Origin of the sequence: Sphingobacterium cellulitidis (assembly GCF_043187465.1) — a bacterium.
Classification (GTDB): Bacteria; Bacteroidota; Bacteroidia; order Sphingobacteriales; family Sphingobacteriaceae; genus Sphingobacterium; species Sphingobacterium cellulitidis.
The window spans coordinates 2,482,843-2,500,867 of the sequence record NZ_CP171136.1 but is presented as its reverse complement, the minus strand read 5'-3'; the positions used below and the strand labels follow the sequence as shown (position 1 = coordinate 2,500,867).

The following is an 18,025-nucleotide window of genomic DNA, read 5'->3' as shown; positions in this document are numbered from 1 at the left end:
AGCATATACCGGTAGGTATATGCGTAAATATTAAAAAAATGGAAAGAGTAGTTATCACAGGATTAGGAGCAATTACTCCTATTGGAAAAAACACAATGGAATATTGGAACAACTTGCTTAACGGAGACTCTGGTGCCGACAAAATAACGCGTTTTGACACAACAAATTTCAAGACAAAATTTGCATGTGAAATCAAGAATTATGAGGCTTTAGATTACTTCGATCGGAAAGAAGCAAGAAAAATGGACAGATTTACGCAGTACGGACTTATTTGCGTAGATGAAGCTGTAAAAGATGCAGAATTAGATTTTTCGAAATTGAATGTAAACCGGATAGGTGTCATTTTTTCCAGTGGAATTGGTGGCTTTGAAACGTTCGAGCATGAAGTCATCGATTATGCAAAAGGTAATTTTCAACCAAAGTTTAATCCATTTTTTATTACCAAGATCATTTCTAATGGCTTGTCTGGTATAATTTCTATCAATTACGGATTAAGGGGAGTTAATTATTGCCCTGTTACCGCTTGTGCTTCTTCTACACAAAGCATTATTCAGGCATTTAATTACATCCGTTTAGGCAAAGCGGATATCGTTATTACGGGCGGTTCTGAAGCTCCCATAACAGCATCTTCCATTGGCGGGTTCAACGCGATGAAGGCCATGTCGACCAATAATGAAAATTTCGGTACTGCTTCAAGGCCTTTTGATACAAGCCGTGATGGATTTGTGGTCGGTGAAGGAGCCGGGGCTTTGATTGTCGAAAGCTTAGGCTCGGCAATAAAAAGAGGAGCTAAAATTTACGCGGAAATTGTAGGTGGTGGAGAAAGTTCAGATGCCTATCACATTACGGGAACGCATCCCGAAGGAACTGGGGCATTTTTGGCCATGAGGGAAGGTATAAAAGAAGCCAACTTAAATCCAAATAATATTGATTATGTTAATGCACATGCGACATCGACTGGACTTGGTGATTTATCAGAAATTAAAGCGATTGAGAAATTATTTTCATCAAACCTTGATAAAATTCAGGTAAGTGCTTCAAAATCTATGACTGGGCATTTATTGGGAGGTACAGGTGCTATTGAAGCCATTTCAACTTGTTTAAGCGTAAAAACCGATTTAATTCCACCAACTATAAATACGACCGAAATTGATGAAAATATACCAAAAGAATTAAATCTGTCCTTAGGTAGTAAGGCGTTTTCAAAAACGGTGAATTATGCCTTGAGCAACAGCTTTGGGTTTGGGGGACATTGTGGAGCTTTAATCTTAAAAAAATACATTTACTAAATTACAAAGTAGGGAAATCTCTATGAAAATGCTTTAAGCATATTTTTTTATTTTTGCATCACAATTTAATCCATTATCATAATGAAAGAACTAATCGAAAAAATCAATGCTTCATTTGAAGCGTTAAAAGTAGATGCTGAATTACAGGCAGACAAAGGAAACAAAGCAGCAGGAACAAGAGCTCGTAAAACCTCTTTAGAACTTGAAAAACTGCTAAAAGAATTTAGAAAAGCATCTTTAGATGCTTCTAAGGCATAATAAGAGACTGTAACGTAAACTGTGTCAGAGGAATAATTCAATAAGATTATTTATATTCAATTATTCAAACGACACGGTCATGAAAGAAAAAGACCCATTCGACTTTGAACGCTTCAAGGCAGAAGCTATGCAAGGTCTTTACGAAGGTAAAAGTTTATCTCCCAATGATGGCGTCCTAGCGCCGTTAATGAAGCATCTGTTGGAATCGATGATGGATGGAGAACTGGAAAACCACTTGAACGAAGAGAAAGCTTCGGGCAATAGCAATCGTCGAAATGGCAAGACAAAAAAGACAGTCCGAGGTCTCAATACCGGAACTTTTGAGCTGGAGACAGGTCGGGATAGATCGGGAACGTTCGAGCCTAAAGTAGTACCTAAGAGACAATTAATCATCACTGAACAGCTTGAGGGACATGTGTTGAGCATGTATGCCAAAGGAATGAGCACACGGGCGATAAGCGAGTTTATACGCGAAATGTATGCAATGGAGATCTCTGCCACAGAAATATCGCGTATTACAGAAAGCGTGCTTCCAGCGGTAAATGAGTGGCGTAGCAGGCCTCTTGAAGCTGTTTATCCCTTTGTATTCCTAGACTGTATGCACATCAAGGTTCGCCAGAATGGAACTGTTGAATCGAGGGCTATCTATAATATCCTGGGAGTTGGTATGGATGGTAGAAAAGATCTGATTGGTCTTTATAGCTCAGAAAATGAGGGAGCTAAGTTCTGGCTTTCAGTTCTTACAGATTTAAAGCAACGTGGCGTTGAAGACATCCTTATTGCTTGTATTGATGGTCTAAAAGGGTTCCCTGAGGCCATAGAAGCTATTTTTCCAAAAACAAAGATCCAGTTGTGTATTGTTCACCAGATCAGAACAAGTATGCGTTACGTAACCGAAAAAGACAAGAAGCTTGTCATGGAGGATCTAAAACCGGTCTATAAGGCTGTGAACGAAGAAATGGGATATGAAAACCTACTGTCTTTTGAAGAAAAATGGGGCAAGAAATACCCACTTGCTGCCAAATCCTGGATGGATAACTGGACCAATCTTTCTACTTTCTTTGAATACGAGGATCAGGTTCGCAAGATTATATACACCACAAATCCAATCGAGGGAATGCACCGTCAGATACGAAAAATTATTAAATCTAAAGGAGCTTTCAGCTCTGAACAGGCGCTCATGAAATTGATGTATTTAATTATTAAAGATATTGCAAAAAAATGGACGATGCCAATGCATAACTGGGGCTTGACCATATCCCAACTTTATATTAGATTTGGGGATAGACTCAAATTAGAAAGAGGTTTTTAAGATTTAAATCCAATGACACAGTTTGAGTTACACTCCCCATAATAATGACAAAACCCTCCATATTCGGAGGGTTTGTTATTTGTTAAGTACCTGAAGAATTTTGCTCACTTCTATATTCATTCGTGAAAATGCGAACCATTTTTTGCCCAGGTCTTTAAGCGAAGCCCCAATGTGGTAAAGTTCCGTACTGTCAATAATTAATAAGCGGTCGTGGCTATCGGCAAAAACTTCAACTTCAATACGGGGATATTGACTGTTGTACCTTTGTAAATCCAACCGAAGCTGATTGCTGATGCTTTTGGTATAGATTGTTGCGGTTACAGATTGTTCTCGTTTACCTAGTAGCGTAAGTACAGTATCATCCACATAATTGTCAAGCAAGATAATGGACTCTTTAGCACTTCGAATAATATCTGATACAAAGGCGTAGGCATCGAAAACCTGTCCACTATAGAAAATCCCTTTTTCAATGTGTAGCTTGTCACTTTCCAGAGCTTTGAATATCTCTTCAAATTTTTGATCGGTTTCCAACTGTTTCAGTTCCATTTTATCCAAACGATGAAACAAAGAAGCATTACTGATGAGTATTCTACGCATTTCTACAAAGGCTTCCATAATCTCAACACTGACCTTAATCGCTGTAGACGAACGAAGAATGGCGGAAGCCATTGCCACACCTTGCTCGGTAAAAGCATAGGGTAAATAACGTCTTCCACCATAGTTTAAACTTGAGGTTCCAATCTGGAACCTCAAGTTTTCAGCTTCCTCTTCGGTTAACTGAAAACAAAACGATTGTGGAAATCTTTCGATGTTCCTTTTCACGGCTTTATTTAGGTTCTTAGTTTCTACCTGATATAAGGAAGCCAGATCGCTATCCAGCATTACGTGTTTATCTCGAATGGTGAAAATCAGTTTTTCTATTTCTTTTTTGGACAGGATTATATTACTCATTTCTTTTTTTGTTTATTGGGTGGAAATTCGAAAGAGCTTTTTCCGGTTGTATCCAACACAATGTATGCATCGAATTTTTTGCCTGATTTACTTTGCATTCCTTTTATGAGTTTTGTTCTTCGTGTTTTTAAAAGACTTTCAATATCATTGGTACTCAATAATACTCCGCAAACATTACGAAACTGTATCCAATTACAAACTTCATCGGGACATTTTATCACCTTATTCCAAATGAGGAGTTGCTGTTGTTTACATTTTGGACATTCCAGTTCAGGTTGTTTCTGTTTTACAATAGTAGATTCTAATAGTTCCTTTGTAATAAAATCTGCATATAACTCCATTTCTTTAAGAAATATGGTGGCATCTTCTTGATCATTTTCAATTTGCTGTAATGTTAACTCCCATTCTGCGGTCATAGCAACATCAGCAATCTTTTTGTCTTTAACTAAATCATAAACCTGCAAACCTTTTTCTGTTGGGATGAGTGATTTCTTTTCGCGACGAATATAGTCACGCTTAAAAAGAGTTTCTATTATAGCTGCTCTTGTAGCTGGGGTGCCAATACCAATCCCCTGTAAAATTTTACGTTCCTCTTCACTCTCAATTTCCCTCCCAGCACTTTCCATTGCTGATAACAATCCGGCTTCGGTGTACAATACAGGAGGTTTAGTTTTCTTTTCTATTACCTGCATACTTTTGATATTAACTTCTTCACCAACTTTCAGTTCGGGGATATCTTGTATAGGCTCACTGTCATCCTCACTAAAATTTCCACGAATAGCACGCCAACCCGGTTCAAGAATTTTACAACCTTTCAAAATAAAATCATAATGTATTACTTGTAAGGTAATATCTGTTATTTCTTTGGAGCATGGATGTGAGATGGCTTCCAATAATCTGAAAGCTATCATATCATAAATTGCATTTTCTTTGGCAGGTAATTCAGCGGGTATTTTTTCAGTAATGAGTAAACCATGATGATCCGTTACTTTGACATCGTTCACCATACGTTTATTGAAACGTCCCCATTTCACTTTTTTGCTGGCTTCCTTACACGATTCTCTGTTTTCTAGTAGTCTTACTAGACCAGGGATTTCAGCCCATAGATCTTCAGGAATATATTTACTACCTGTACGCGGATAGGTAATCAGTTTCTTTTCGTAAAGGCTTTGAGCAATGTTAAGCGTTTCATCCGCAGAGAGTCCAAGTTTTTTATTAGCTTCTTTTTGTAATCCTGTCAGATCGAACAATAGAGGCGGTTGCTCTGCTATCTTTTTACTCTCTGCTTCAATCACTCTAGCTATTCCAATACGCTGTAACGATTTCAGTATGTCTTCAGCTAGCTTTTTATCGTCCCATTTAGTTTTTGAAAGACTTTTGAAATCTATTGATTCCTTATGATGTTCCAGATTTATCTGCCAATAAGTTTTTATTGAGAAGTTTCTATTTTCCAGATACCTTTTACAGATGAGGGCTAATGTGGGTGTTTGCACTCGTCCAAGCGAATATACACCATGCCCAGCGGCAATACTCAATGCTTGTGAAGCATTGATGCCCACTAACCAGTCGGCACGACTTCTGCCTTGTCCGGCATGGTAAAGTCCATCAAAGTCACTACCAGGTTTTAGGTTTTCTAAACCGTGTTTAATGGCTTTTTCGGTCAAAGAACTTATCCAAAGACGCTCAAAAGGTTTATTGCATTTAAAGTAATCGTATATATAACGAAATATCAATTCCCCTTCACGTCCGGCATCAGTAGCTACAATGATACTTTCGCTTTTACTGATAACCTGCTCAATAATTTTTAACTGTTTTAAAGCTCCGTTATCAGGTACGTACGATTTGCCTTTTTTGATTTTCCTTACTGTCAATAAAAAGGGATTAGGAAGCATTGGTAAGGATTCTCTTTGAAAACCTGAGATACCATAATCTTCAGGCATTCCCAAAGCAACCAAATGCCCAAATGCCCAGGTAACGTAAAACCCATTACCTGTCAAGAATCCTTCTTTCTTTTCTGTTGCACCCAATATTGTGGCAATCTCTCTTGCAACACTTGGCTTTTCTGCTATTACTACTTTCATATTTTGCTATTTTGGAGATTTACATTTTTTTGCCTTTGGATTTAGCGGGAGCTTTTGGCTTTTCCTGTTGCTCTTGTTGCGTCTTACTGTCAGGGTTTTTCTGCCCTGTCTTTAAAGGCTCTTTTAAATTTTTTGTAGCCTCATTAGTTTTTCCCTGAGAATTAACAGCTGTCTGAGTTTTATGTGCTTCAACAGGTTGGATTTTTTCTTTCAACCTATCAGGGTTGTTAAACGAAAAGCCTGTTTTGCCTGTTTCCTTGTCAAAAGTTATATAACCCTGATATTTCTGGCCTTTTTTATCCAGTAATCCATCTACATATACAGTTTGACCTTCTTTGAATTTCTCGTACTGTTTGTCATCCAGTTCTTTTCCTCGGAAATTTCGCGGAGCTTCCTGAGAAGTACCTTGTAATTGTGTTTGCTGCTGATTTTGTGTCTGCTTATTGTTGGTGGTTCTATCAAATAAAAACTCTACATAACGTTTGTCGGCATTGAATTGAACTGTAGCATCGAATGAAGTACCTTTTTTTGAGATCATTCCCTCAATCAATAGTGGCTTACCCTCCATAAGAGTTTGTTTCTGCTGCTCATTCAATTGTACGCCTTTTAGTTCATCAGGTACTTTAATCTTATCTGTCCGCAGAGCAATAAGCTCATTGGTTAGTCTATCTACACTTATAATGGAAGGTATTGTTTCACCTGTTTTAGGGTTTTTAAGATCAACAGTTCGCCCCATATTGCCTGTTTTAATCAGATTCTCTTTATCCTCTTTGCTGAATTCATGCCCAAAGAAAGGGAAGTTTAATTGAGGTTCTTTTCTTACGCTATGGATAAGCATAACAGCTTTGCCATCTTCGCCGGGCTGTAAAGACAACCTGCCTTCAGGACGGGAAACAGCAGTTCCGAGGTTTAGCGTAACTGTTACCAATTCATTGGTTTTATATCCTTTTAAAAGAGGATCAAGCAAGTTTCTCTTTTCCAGATATTCTTTGCTCAATCCAAGATTGTTCATCATTTCCCAATCAATCTGTTCCGGCTTGAAACGGTATTCGCCTGTTTCCGGAGTTTTTTGTGTTGTTTCCATATTTTTATGATTTTCTTGTTTTAACTCTGGTTCTTTTACCTCATGCTTTGCCATTACTGATTCCCCTTCTTTAGTAGGTGTATCAATCTGTTGCTGCATTTTTTTTGCCGTATCAATTGCTTCATCAGCTGGTACTTTAAAAAATTTAAAATGGGTAGGATTCTTCAGTTGACGGAAAAAATTGGAAAAGAAGTTAGAAAACATATCTCCGTGTTTATCCACACGCATAAACTGATTTTGGTTTTTCTCATTTGGCTCTACAGTTTTGAGATTGCCGTCTTTATCAATTCCTTTGACAACCTGAATCCTGTTTTTTTCTTTGTCCAATACCAAAAGTGTTTCCGATAATTGATCCGGTAATTGCGGACTATCTATTGTTTCTTCACTCATAATTTTATTGTTTTAAAACTGTTATCTTTTCGAAAATAACCTATACACAAAAAGGTATGACCAAAGCGTCCTTTAGGGGCATTATTTGTCACTTGCTGTCTTTAGTACGGTGCAATGGAGTATTGAAGCTTTCTCTTACAAACTGATGTACGTCAGTTAATTTGTAATATAATTTACCGCTGATTGTATAGTATGGTAACTTGCCAGAAGAACGATAACGTTGTAAAGAACGACTACTGATTTTAAGCATCTGAAGTAAATCCTGATTATCTAATAATACTTCACCATCTATGGTGTTTTTCTTTTTTTCAATATCTGTTAAGCTATCTTTTAGCATATCGAAACGATCCATAATGCGTTCCATCCACGATATAAATTCTATTCTATCTATATTCATAATGTAGTCCTTTAAGAATTCTTTAGTTTTCTACCTTTCTCAATGTAACTCTTGCCTTTAGCCATAAGCTCCTGTACATATTCATCGCTGGTCTGTACGGCATTGGCATTAAGCATATCTTTTATAGCTCCAATGGTATAGAAATACTGTCCATACATTTTGGAATAAGCTATTTCTCCTTTTGTACGTATTCGCCAAAGTGTTTTTTCACTAATATGGAGATACTGACATACTTCATGGTTGTTCAGCCAGAGGCTATCATAGCTGGTATCTTCTGATTTCAGGATAAAATCATTAATTGCCTTTAACCGCTCATTGAGCTGTTTCCACGCTTCTTCTTCGATTGTTATAATTTTCATTGTACACGTATTTATTAATTACGATACAAAGTTGGATTGTCTGGCTGGTATTGTCTGCCAAGCTCTGCCAATTGGTTTGGAGTTTTTTTTAAATTTTCTTGAATCATATAAACACCTAGTTGTTAGGCATTAAGAATACATGAAAGCATCAGCAATAACGGTTTGTGAACATTTGCCAATTGGCAAATATGGGTAAAGAAAAAAGCAGTACGTTTAGGGTACTGCTTTTAAGATTGGTGTATCGAAGTAACTATAGATCTTTATCCATATATTCTTCAAGAGATATTTTAAGCTGATCTAAAAATGTAGTTCGCGAACCACTCCTAGTTTTCATTCTATGAAATGCATGATGTACATCGTTAAGAGGAATTTTAAAAAGTATCTGACAGATCAAGCCGAGCTTTCTAATCCCAATTTTGCCATGACAAATTGTTCCTGACGCATGTATTGCATAAATTAGTTCAATAAGTGCATTTTTTGAGTTTGTCCATGTTAATTCTTTTATAGAATCTATATGATCCAGTTTTATACCTGTATTATCATCAGGGGCTATCTTATTTATTAAATAAGAATATAGCAAATCATTTGAAATGATTTTGGCAATTTTGTAGTCATAGTAAGTTGAGAATTGTAAATCGATTTCAAAAGCAATACTATTTAATCCATCATAACAATTAACATTACCTAACCTGAAGTATAAATCATCTCTGTCAACCCTGCCTGAACGATAGTATCTATAAAAATCAGAATTACAGATGTGCTCACTGTAATCTATCTTCAATTTTTCAAGATGCTTAGAAAAGTACTTATGATAGATCTCACCTTCATTGACTGGACAAACGGTTTCTATTCTAAACAGCTTATTGTAGTAGATTAATTTTCCTAAAATATATGGTTTGATGTTTCGGAAGAAATCAATTTCTTCTTCGTTGTTTTTAAATCCGTTTGAGATTACATAATCTTTCACAGAGAGAAGTAAATCTTGCAAAAAAATCGTCATTTGGTAGGCTTCTTCTACAATCAGAGATAACTCTGAGGATAATCTACTCTCTTTACTGTTTATTTCAGCAATAATATTTGGCAGGGATATTCTCATAAGTGACATATTTAGAAATTAGATAGTCTCTTCCATATTTTACAAAATTTGTTATTATAAACGAGAAAATTTCCCAAGTACTAACCAACTTGGGAAATTTTTATCCATTTCTAGTAGCAATATTTTTATGTTTTAATCAGAAAAACACCATGAGGACATGTCTTATTAAAGGACATAACTGTTAATGAAAAAGTATTTAAAATAATTAATGATTCGATGTCAAAACAAACCAAACGTTCGGTATCTTTGCAAATGTTGCTTGTTATAAACTATAAAGATATAATTTGGAAAATAGCTCATATACCCGAAAAAAGGAACCGGAATTAAGTAAGCAGTTGATTATCGACGCGGCTATTCACATTGGATCAGAATCAGACTGGCACCACGTAACTTTTCAATCTATTGCTGATTGGACAGGTTTGAGTAAAGGAGGGATTATCCATCATTTTAGGAATAAGGAAGAATTACTGGATGAGCTAGTAAATCAAAGCCTGATTAACCTTACGGATAAAGTAAAAAAATACAGAGATCAAAATGTCGATAAGGATGGTGCTTTTGCTTATCTGAAATTTATCTTAGAAAAGAAAAATGATGAAAAATACGCTAAAACAATGCGAATCATTCTCCAAGCAATCATGATTAACTCCAAGTATCGCCTACAATGGGAAGATTGGTACAATCTTCACATTTTGCCAACCGATGGAGAGGAGTTGAGCATACATAGTACTATTGTTTTTCTGGTGGCAGATGCTATCTGGTACTCAGAAAATATGGGTAGTATACACCTTACTGAAAAAGATAAACCCAAGGTTTTAAATTTTTTACAGCAATTAAAGTAACCGATTCTTTATTAGGTATTAACACCAATTAATGGATAATATATTGAATCACAAAACAAATAAAATGATTCTCAAGTGCTTACTTAAAACTGTTGATATTTAAAATTAAACTTGTTTGGATATAAAATATATAAAATGGAAGAAACCGTAATTCATCAAGACAAAATATTTTCCGGTATAAATTACTCTGAAAAGAAACTGAGAAACAGAGAATTCATAAAGTGTGAATTTGTCAGTTGTGATTTTAACAAGAGTGATCTAAAGGACAATAATTTTGAAGATTGCACTTTTAAACAATGTAACTTTTCAATGGTGGACGTTGACGGAACCGGATTCAGGAATGCTGTATTTATTGGGTGCAAAATGCTGGGGGTAGACTTTGCAAGATGTAGCAAGTTTGCGTTTTCGTTTTCGTTTACGGAATGTCATTTAGACTACAGTAATTTTTTTGGAACAAAGCTTCGAAAAACTACTTTCAAGAACTGTACATTAAAAGACGTTGAATTTGGTGAGGCTGATCTGACGGCCTCTGAATTTTTAGGATGTGACCTTTCCTCTGCTATATTCTCTAATTCTATTCTAGAAAAAACAGATTTCAGGACAGCAGTAAATTTTGCTATAGACCCAGACGTTAACAAGATGAAAAAAGCGAAGTTTTCGGCACTTAACCTTGTAGGTCTTTTATACAGACATAATTTGGATATAGATTATGACAGCTAATAAATTATTTGACCAATCATAACCCGTTGAATTATCTGATAATTATCACTGAAGCATGCTGTACCAAGTAATTGCTTTTCCAGTGATTCATTGCTTTATTTTTTGTACTTTTGTAATTGAGTTACAAGGAATTTGAATATAAATGAATGCAGTAAGCACCATTACTAAATCATTACCAATAATAATTTCACACTGCCTAATTCGCTCTTAATTAACCGCTTTGGTCCTAATTGATTTTTTTTTTTAAAAAAGCAAACTAATGGAAGAACTTCTAATTCATAATCCTTCGCAGCATGATACTGTAAGTTTCGAAATTTATTTGAATGAACAGCTTATGGATTCATCCTATGAATTGCTTAGTATTTCAATTGAAAAGGAAATCAATAGAATACCTGTCGCTCGAATATTATTGAAGGATGGTGATGCTGCATTGGGGAATTTTGAACTTAGTAATAAAGAAGATTTTGTTCCAGGAAATCAAATTGTAATCAAGCTTGGATTTGATAGTGACAACAAAACTGCTTTTAAAGGAATAATTACTAAGCAGCAAGTTAAAGTAAAAGAAAATGGTAATTCCCAATTATATATAGAATGTCGGGATAATGCCATACAAATGACATTATCTCGCCGAAGTAAATATTTTCTTAATGAAAAGGATGATGGAATCATGGAAAGTATAATCAAATCCTACGCTGACTTAACATCCAGTGTAGAATCCACTAAGGTTCCACATAAAGAAATAATTCAACATCATTTAACGGATTGGGATTTTTTGCTCCTACGAGCAGAGGCCAATGGACAATTAATCAATGTAAGTAATGGAGAGGTAAAGATTGAATTCCCGAAAACTGATGCGGACCCTGTAATGCAGTTGACTTACGGATCTTCCATTGTGGAGTTCGAAGCAGAAATGGATATTAAAAATCAATGGGCTAAGGTGGAAGCGAATGCTTGGGATTATAAAAACCAAAAGATTGCTTCTGAAGAAATAGAGAATGCAAAGGACTTTATCGAACAAGGAAATGTGGAAAGTTCTTTCCTGGCAGAGAAAAATAAACTTGATAAATATCAATTACAACATAGTGGACAACTTTTAGAAGAAGAATTAAAAGCTTGGGCCGAAGGCACGATGATGCGAAGTCGTTTGTCTAAAATTCAAGGTCGTGCTCGGTTTACAGGATTTGAAAATATTAAACCCGGTGATATGGTGAAAATCGCATCCGTATCTGATCGTTTTAATGGTAATGCTTATGTGACCGCTGTACGCCAAGATATGGGTGATGGAACTTGGTATACTCATATCCAATTTGGACTCAATTCCAATAATTATTGCACCCAGTATACGGATATAAATGCCCATTCTGCATCTGGCTTATTAGGTGCTATTGAAGGTCTTCAAATTGGAAAGGTTTTACAATTAGAAAACGACCCTGAAGGCGAAGATCGCATTCTGGTTAAGATTCCAATTATCGATAATAGTTCCAATGGAACCTGGGTAAGGGTTAATTGTCTGGATGCTGGAAATGAAAGAGGGACTTTCTTTAGACCTGAAATCGATGATGAAATAATCGTCGGATTTATCAATAATGATCCAAGACATGCCGTGATGCTGGGAATGCTGAATAGTAGTGCGAAACCTGCACCCCTGAAAGGATCAGATGCAAATGATGAGAAAGGCTTTTTCTCACGTAGTAAAATGAGAATTCACTTTAATGATTCCAGCAAAACGATCACAATTGATACCCCTGCCGGAAATAGTATTATTCTAGATGAAGATGGAAAAAAGATCGAGATACAAGATCAAAATCAAAATAAAATAGTAATGGACAACAATGGAATTCTTATTGAAAGTCCAAAGAAAATTGAATTAAAAGCCGGAACAGAACTAAAAATTACGGCTGGAACAAAATTAAGTGTGATCGGAAAAACAATGAATCTCAAATCCGACACCAATGTCAATGTTTCTGCCTCAATGGCAAAAATATCTGCAACTGGTGTCGCTGAAATAAAAGGTTCAATGGTGAAAATAAACTAATTATGGCATCTGCAGCAAGAATAAATGATATGCATATCTGTCCAATGGTTAGCCCAGGACCTGTTCCACATATTGGTGGACCTATTCTTGGCCCTGGTGTACCAACCGTTTTGATTGGAGGAATCCCAGCAGCAGTTCTTGGTGATTTGCTGCTGTGTACTGGAGCTCCTGACAATATTGTTCAAGGGTCAGCAACAGTACTCATAGGTGGAAAACCTGCCGCTAGACAAGGAGATTTGACAGCCCATGGAGGAACAATCGTATTAGGATTACCAACCGTGCAAATTGGAGGATAAAAACACATGACTATGGAAAATTCATTCAAATCATTTTTAGGAACTGGATGGTCCTTCCCACCAGAATTCAATAATATTTCTAATAATGTTGAAATGGTTTCTGGTACTGAAGATATTGACCAAAGTTTAAATATCCTGCTTTCTACCGCATTGGGTGAAAGGGTTATGCAACCTCAGTATGGATGTGATCTGACAGATTATGTATTTGAAACCCTAAATAGCTCCGTAATTGGTTATCTCAAAGACCGGGTTAAAAATGCCATCTTATTTTATGAACCCCGAATCCGTGTTGAACAAATTGAAATCAGCCCTGCTGATTCTATGGACCTCATAGAAGGTCGATTTACCATCAGTCTTGAATATTCTGTTCCAGGAACAAATTCAAGATTCAATTATGTATATGACTATTACTTAAATGAAGCCCTGAAATCAATCTAATTAATCTTCGAAGCCATGCTGTGTAAAGACTTGATACATCCCTTTTTAAATGATCCCGGAACGAGCCAAAGACAACGGGTTATGGATGATCTGTTGTCTAGCTCAGCCCAGATTGATGCACGAAAATTAGCTGATTTATTGGATTATTTTGAAAAATTATCACGTCATATCAATTATTATGACCCTCAATTGAATGTGTCGGATTGGCAACCTTTCTTCCAAAATAATCTTCCATTTACCGTCACATCGATTATTAAATATGATACCCAGAAAATAAGAGAAAAACTTGGCTTCTATCAGTTCTTATTTGAAAAGGACCCTTCGAAGGTGAGTCTCCAATTGATTTTCAATTATGTTTTTCAGGCGATCATAAAACCCATTAATTTATGGACCTTAAAACTATCAGAATCTGAGTTGCCAATTTCACTCAGCCTAAATAAACTGGTTAAGGACAAACTATCTGATTCATTAAAACTTTTTATTATTCAGATAAATTCTGCTGGCAAATGGTTGCAGAATAAACCATTGAATCTCATGTCATTTATCGATAATCCTAGTTGGAATCTCGATTTGAATAATCTTTTCTCGATTCAAAATTGGGAAAGCTTTAAAGAAACTGGAAAAACAAAAAGAGAAAGACGCATCTATTTGAAAAATCAAATTATTGCGATAGCAGAATCTTTTCTTTCAGTGATTGATATCTCAAAAGGCTCAGCAGAAGAAAGTCTAGAATCTAGTTTTCTCCCACTTCAAGAAGAATTTAAAGAAAAACTGAGTCCTCATTTGGCCTTGTTATTTACCTTTTTGAAGCTCTTTAAACATGTTCAAAATGACCTGAATTCCTTTACCAAGAAACATCTTGATTTTTTCTATAAGGAAGTTTTACTACTAAAATCTAAATCTGCCCAGCCAGATAAGGTTCATTTGATTTTCGAATTGCAAAACCAGGTTCAAAGCTATTTGCTAGAACAAGGTTTGCTCGTTAAAGACAGTAAGGATGCCAATAAGGTTGAAATTCAGTTTTCGTTAAATAATCAAATCGTTGTTAATAGAGCAAAAATCGTTGATAAAAGGACCTTGTTTCTTAATAATCAGGAGAGTAATAAAAAACTTTACCTCGAAGGCGTTTACATGGCAAGCAACGCGACTATGGCAGATGGTCTTGAAAAACCATTTCCTGCTGATCAAATCGCCAGTTGGTCCACGCTAGGTTCCGCCTTAAGTAAATATATAGATCCAGAAAATAAATTCGTAAGGGCCAATCAAAGAGCCAGAATAGGTTTTATCCTTGCCTCTGATGTTTTATTCCTTCAGGAAGGAATGCGTAAAATTAATATAAAGCTGGCCTGTCAAATAAATGAAAATTGTACGGATATTGCCATTGCTAACCAATTTTATGAACAGGTGAAAACTGTAATTAATGACCGTTTTTATCCAATAAATCGGGATTTGATTGCCTTAGCCATTAAAAAAGGAATTAGTAAGAACCTTAAAGAAAAATTGGAATCTGTTTTAAGGGACGATAACCCACTTAGTAAGCAGACTTCATGTTATCATTTTTTGGATAAGCAGTTATTTGAGAAAGTGATTTCAGTAGGGGAGTATCATGAACTAATTTCCAATGCAGCGGATATCAAGCTATTAAAGGATATTTTTAAACCCATAAAAGCTTTTAATATTTCATTTTCAGGTCCAAAATCTTGGATCGATCCAATAAATCCTGTGCAAATTTCATTATCTCCAATAAACAGTAATGGGGAATTTGAAATTACGATTTCTGCCGTCTTAACCGAGGCGGAGGAATCTATCGTGGCCTATGATAATGAAATCTTAAAAGAAGGTATTATCAGTAAATCTCCGGTAGTTAGGGTTTTATTGGATGAGCGGGTGAAAATCCCTGTGGAACCCTCGGTTATTAATGATAAATTATTTTGCCTCCGAGAACAAATAGAAAGTATTCAATACTTATCCCTTTATCACTTTTTTCGGAGTATTCGCCTTACAAATTCTACCTCTACAAAAATTGATGTTAGCGTTTGTGGATTGAAGAATATTATTGTTCAAAATAGTGAAAGCCTACAAAATGTAAAAGCTCCAATCTATCCTTTTGGTGTTCGTCCAGAAGTTATAGATTTTGATATTAAGAATCCTCCGTCAGATAATGTTAATACTTCTCTGAACCTTATTGGGCCTGATTTTTATATTGGTAGTCAGGAATTGTTCTGTAAGAAATGGAATGATATCCATGTCAAATTCAATTGGAAAGATAGACCATTTAGTTTTCGTGATTATTATAAAGGTTACCTGAAAGATGGAGCTGAATTTGGCCTGGATGAGAATAAATTTCTAATTAACCTGTCTATTCTGGAGAATGGAAAATGGGTCAAAGAAAATGCGCACACATCAGCATCTTTATCAACTCATCAGGCGATAATTCAAGGAAAAACTTATCATAATAGAAGGCTATTTGACCCTTATAATAGTACTAATTGTGATGGTGAAAAGGTTTTTTCGCAGAGTATATATTTAAATAAAGATTTCTTCACTTTAAATCAACGCTTTGTATCCCCAGATCCCTTGATTGAACAATATGAATCTGGGCTTAGAAATGGATTTTTGAAAATTAATCTTCAGGTTCAGGATTTTTGTCATAAAGTTTATTCCTATGTATTAGCACGACAGATGATGGCATTAGGAAAGCTGCCCGATAGTAAACTTGAGGATGCCATTTATTATCATCCTAGTGCTGGATTAATTGTATTCAGTACTGCTACTATTCTCGCTGACTTAGATATCGCAAAAAACATTTCAATACAAGTAACTGATAAAGTAAATAATCCTTCTTCGGGGATTATATCTAAAATTGGAGTTTTTGGGAATCCGATTGACGTTTCTCCAGCAGATGATATTCGAGGCACTGTCTATGAACCAGTTTTTGGTCATTGGAACAATAGAAACCTAACTGGGGATGTGGTAAATCTACAGGATAAAATATCCCTAATTCGTGAGATCATCATAAAAAATGATAAAGTTCAGGCCATTATTCCTAATGAACCTTGGACCCCCATAATTAGTAAGTTAGAATTAGATTACTCTGCAACTGCGGAAATGCAAGATATTGAAATCGTTCATTTATATCCTTTTTCCGGAACTTATAAAAAAGAACAATTTAAAAATGGAACTTCATTATTTCCAAGCTTCTGTGATGAAGGAACTTTGTTTTTAGGAATTAAGGACTTAATTCCTGGTAGTAATCTTAATATATTGTTTCAATTGGCAGAAGCTACCGCAGATTCAGAAGCAGAAAGACAAGCTTTGGAATGGCATTATTTAGAAAATAATGTATGGAAGGATTTGAGAAATGGATTCGAAATTTTAGATGATGATACCCATGGATTAACAACTTCCGGTATCATTAAATTCGCTATTCCAGGAAATATATCTGCAGATAATAGTGTTCTACCAGAAGGTTTATTTTGGATAAAAGCTTCAGTACCTAAAAATAGTCGATCCATCAGTGAAACTATTGGAATTCACTGCCAAGCTGTTCAAGCTACATTTACCAATAATGCCGAAAATGATAAACTACGTCTGAACCAAGGGTTGCCAGCCGGATCAATTGCTAAACTGCTGAATGCTGATGCAGCTGTCAAATCTGTTTCTCAACCCTATGATTCCTTCGGCGGTAGAATCCCCGAAGAAGAAGGACATTTTTACATTCGAATAAGCGAACTCTTAAAACATAAAGGTAGGGCTATTCAAAAATTCGACTATGAACGTATCGCCTTAGAGGCTTTCCCTGAATTATTTAAAGTCAAATGTATCAACCATAGTTTTGCATTGGATGCTAGAATCTATGAAAATGATATACCAATGGCTCCAGGATATATTATTCTGGCAGTAATTCCTGATTTAAATAAATTAAAAGCATCCCAATTGTTTGAACCAAAGGTGCCTGTCAGTCTACTCGAAAATATACAACGGTATTTTCAACAATGTTCGTCGCCTTTTGTCAGGTTAAAAATAATGAATCCTCGATACGAAGCCGTTCATTTTTGTATCCATGTTAAACTATTGAAGGGCATGGACGAAGCCTTTTTCCAGGAAAAACTAAAACAAGACCTGCGAGAGTTCTTAGCTCCCTGGGCAATAGGTCAATATGATAAATTAACCTTTGGTCAGTGTATTTATCGATCGGATATTGTTGGTTTTCTGGAGTCCAGGAACTACCTCGATTATATATTGGGAATAAAAATGCAACATGAAATCGATAATTCGGAGCTTACCCCGGTAAGTAATTCTTCGGCTAAAGTTGTATGTCCTATATCACCGCGATCTATTCTAATCGCTGGAAATATTGATGTAAAAATAGATCAGCAAGATTGCGAACGATGGGCTAGTGATAAGGAAGCAATTCCTTGTAACAACATACCGGTTCCTATCGAGAATTATTGTAAGAATATGAATGCTTAGTTAGAAA

15 protein-coding genes are annotated in these 18,025 nt (G+C 35.7%); 9 read left to right on the top strand and 6 right to left on the bottom strand.

Features of this window, described 5'->3' with window-relative positions; translation table 11 throughout:
- Window positions 1-38: 38 nt before the first annotated feature.
- From fabF to ACF3OC_RS11085, 3 genes are all read left to right on the top strand, one after another.
- Window positions 39-1,289, top strand: a complete 1,251-nt coding sequence (gene fabF / locus ACF3OC_RS11095) for a beta-ketoacyl-ACP synthase II (RefSeq protein WP_058699782.1) — start codon at window positions 39-41, stop codon at window positions 1,287-1,289.
- Between the two features lie 81 nt (window positions 1,290-1,370).
- Window positions 1,371-1,547, top strand: coding sequence for a histone H1 (locus ACF3OC_RS11090; RefSeq protein ID WP_058699783.1), 177 nt, complete (start codon window positions 1,371-1,373; stop codon window positions 1,545-1,547).
- A 79-nt stretch (window positions 1,548-1,626) separates the two neighbouring features.
- Window positions 1,627-2,859 (top strand): IS256 family transposase, encoded by a 1,233-nt coding sequence (locus tag ACF3OC_RS11085; protein ID WP_059344605.1) that lies wholly within the window; start codon window positions 1,627-1,629, stop codon window positions 2,857-2,859.
- 75 nt (window positions 2,860-2,934) lie between these two features.
- Here ACF3OC_RS11085 and ACF3OC_RS11080 read toward each other — a convergent pair whose 3' ends face one another.
- The 6 genes from ACF3OC_RS11080 to ACF3OC_RS11055 form a co-directional block, all read right to left on the bottom strand.
- Window positions 2,935-3,810, bottom strand: a complete 876-nt coding sequence (locus ACF3OC_RS11080) for an ORF6N domain-containing protein (protein WP_058699784.1) — start codon at window positions 3,808-3,810, stop codon at window positions 2,935-2,937.
- Window positions 3,807-5,891: a type IA DNA topoisomerase gene (gene topB, locus ACF3OC_RS11075; protein ID WP_058699785.1), complete on the bottom strand. Its 2,085-nt coding sequence runs from the start codon at window positions 5,889-5,891 to the stop codon at window positions 3,807-3,809. Before topB ends, ACF3OC_RS11080 begins: the two co-directional genes overlap by 4 nt.
- A gap of 19 nt (window positions 5,892-5,910) precedes the next feature.
- Window positions 5,911-7,365 carry a DUF3945 domain-containing protein gene (locus tag ACF3OC_RS11070; RefSeq protein ID WP_058699786.1) on the bottom strand — a complete coding sequence of 485 codons (1,455 nt, stop codon included), beginning with the start codon at window positions 7,363-7,365 and terminating at the stop codon, window positions 5,911-5,913.
- An 88-nt stretch (window positions 7,366-7,453) separates the two neighbouring features.
- Window positions 7,454-7,762 (bottom strand): helix-turn-helix domain-containing protein, encoded by a 309-nt coding sequence (locus ACF3OC_RS11065; RefSeq protein ID WP_058699787.1) that lies wholly within the window; start codon window positions 7,760-7,762, stop codon window positions 7,454-7,456.
- Between the two features lie 11 nt (window positions 7,763-7,773).
- On the bottom strand, window positions 7,774-8,121 hold the full coding sequence (locus tag ACF3OC_RS11060; protein ID WP_058699788.1) for a helix-turn-helix domain-containing protein: 348 nt from the start codon (window positions 8,119-8,121) through the stop codon (window positions 7,774-7,776).
- 250 nt (window positions 8,122-8,371) lie between these two features.
- The gene (locus ACF3OC_RS11055) at window positions 8,372-9,217 is read right to left on the bottom strand and encodes an RteC domain-containing protein (RefSeq protein ID WP_058700049.1); all 846 of its coding nucleotides are present in this window, start codon (window positions 9,215-9,217) and stop codon (window positions 8,372-8,374) included.
- A gap of 284 nt (window positions 9,218-9,501) precedes the next feature.
- On the opposite strand from ACF3OC_RS11055, the gene ACF3OC_RS11050 reads away from it, so the two are divergent.
- The 6 genes from ACF3OC_RS11050 (at window position 9,502) to ACF3OC_RS11025 (ending at window position 18,018) form a co-directional block, all read left to right on the top strand.
- Entirely contained in the window at window positions 9,502-10,056 is a 555-nt protein-coding gene (locus tag ACF3OC_RS11050) for a TetR/AcrR family transcriptional regulator (RefSeq protein WP_058699789.1), read from the top strand.
- 135 nt (window positions 10,057-10,191) lie between these two features.
- Window positions 10,192-10,776, top strand: a complete 585-nt coding sequence (locus ACF3OC_RS11045) for a pentapeptide repeat-containing protein (protein ID WP_058699790.1) — start codon at window positions 10,192-10,194, stop codon at window positions 10,774-10,776.
- A gap of 259 nt (window positions 10,777-11,035) precedes the next feature.
- Entirely contained in the window at window positions 11,036-12,811 is a 1,776-nt protein-coding gene (vgrG, locus tag ACF3OC_RS11040) for a type VI secretion system tip protein VgrG (RefSeq protein WP_392469222.1), read from the top strand.
- 2 nt (window positions 12,812-12,813) lie between these two features.
- Complete coding sequence (locus tag ACF3OC_RS11035) at window positions 12,814-13,107, top strand: PAAR domain-containing protein (protein ID WP_094256662.1); 294 nt, start codon at window positions 12,814-12,816, stop codon at window positions 13,105-13,107.
- A 12-nt stretch (window positions 13,108-13,119) separates the two neighbouring features.
- Window positions 13,120-13,545, top strand: a complete 426-nt coding sequence (locus ACF3OC_RS11030; RefSeq protein WP_094281851.1) for a GPW/gp25 family protein — start codon at window positions 13,120-13,122, stop codon at window positions 13,543-13,545.
- 81 nt (window positions 13,546-13,626) lie between these two features.
- Window positions 13,627-18,018, top strand: a complete 4,392-nt coding sequence (locus ACF3OC_RS11025; protein ID WP_392469221.1) for a hypothetical protein — start codon at window positions 13,627-13,629, stop codon at window positions 18,016-18,018.
- Window positions 18,019-18,025: the final 7 nt, after the last annotated feature.